This is a genomic window from Micromonospora endophytica, assembly GCF_003236305.1.
GTDB lineage: Bacteria > Actinomycetota > Actinomycetes > Mycobacteriales > Micromonosporaceae > Micromonospora > Micromonospora endophytica.
In genome coordinates this window covers 1-1,364 of the sequence record NZ_POTX01000460.1, presented here as the reverse complement: position 1 = coordinate 1,364, position 1,364 = coordinate 1, and the positions used below count along the sequence as shown (strand labels likewise).

Genomic DNA, 1,364 nt, shown 5'->3' with positions numbered 1-1,364 from the left:
GCAGGGGTGGGGCACCGGGACGGGCGGGCAACCGTTCGTCGCCCCAGGGCACCAGCCGTGCCTGGTCCGCCGCGGACCGTCCGCCACCGAGTACGGCGGTGACCACTGCTTCCGGGCCGAGCAGCCCCTGCACTCGGCTCAGCGCCCGATGTGCCCGCTCGCGCTCCTCGCCGGCCTCTCCCCACAACCCGGGTTGCAGGCCGGCCTGGGCGAGTATCCCGTCCGGCACCAGCCGCAACCGGATGATCCCGGCGGTGGGACGCACCGGTGCGCCCCGACGGGCACCGGTGAGCCAGCCGTCCAACTGCCAGCGGACCCGGTCGGCGATCGCCCCGGCGGTGAGCAGACCGTCGTGTCGCCAGACCCGGTGCAGTTCCTGGCCGTGCGCGGTGACCGCCTCGATGCCGAGCCGGGTGCAGGCCAGGCCGTGCCCGGCGAGGCGTTCGTGCAACCGCTCGGCCAATGTCCGCGCGGCGAACGCCGCGACGTCGACCCGTTCGATCGGCTCGTCGAGGTCGGCGGTGATGGTCAGGTCGGCCGGTGGACGCCGGACCGCGAGCGGGCGGTCGTCCCGACCTGCGGCCAGCCGGTGGGCCAGTGCCCCGTCGGAACCGAACCGGGCCAGCACGTCGCCGGCGGACAGCGCGGCGAAGTCGCCGAGCGTACGGATCCCGAGTCGGCGCAGCAGGTCGGCCAGGGCGGGCCGGCCCAGCGCCTCGACGGGTTGGGTGGCCAGGAACTCCGGCGTCCCACCGGGCGGCACGATCCGCCCCTGCCGGGCGGCCAGCCCGGCGGCGAAGGCCCCGTCGGCGATGCCGACCTGGCTCTCCACGGCGCAACTCTGGGCGACGTGTTCGACGATCCGCTCGGCAGCCACCTCCTCACCGCCGAGGTATCGGCTCGGTCCCCGAGCGGCCAGCGCACAGGACCCGGGACGGATCACCTCGACTCCGGCCACCAGGTCCTCGACCGCCGCCACCACCGGCTCGAAGGCACGCGCGTCCCGTCCGGGGTCGTGGTCGACGGCGGTGAGTCGCGGACAGCGTCCCTGCGCCTCCCGCCGGCGCAGCCCTCGGCGTACGCCCTCGGCGCGGGCCTGCTCGGAGCAGGCGACCACCCGGTTGGCGTACAGCACCGCGACCGGGTCGGTGGCGGGCACCCCGTCGACGATCTCGGCGGCGAGCACCGGCCAGTCCGGGCACCAGAGCAGCAGGGTCCGCGTCATGGCTCGTACCTCGAGGTGGTCGTGGTCACCACCAGACCGACTTGACTCCGAAAGCTAATCACATTAGCTTTTTGGTTACAGCAATTAGCCAAACATTGCCGCGCCACGAACGCTCCACCGCGGCAGTGCCCGCCGGCCC

Annotated in this window: 1 protein-coding gene; it reads right to left on the bottom strand. The window is 74.0% G+C overall.

All coding sequences use genetic code 11. The annotated features are described in order from the left end of the window. The coding region (locus C1I93_RS30490; RefSeq protein WP_111246684.1) for a DNA polymerase Y family protein at positions 1-1,225 on the bottom strand (1,225 nt) is incomplete at its 3' end. Between the last annotated feature and the right edge of the window lie 139 nt (positions 1,226-1,364).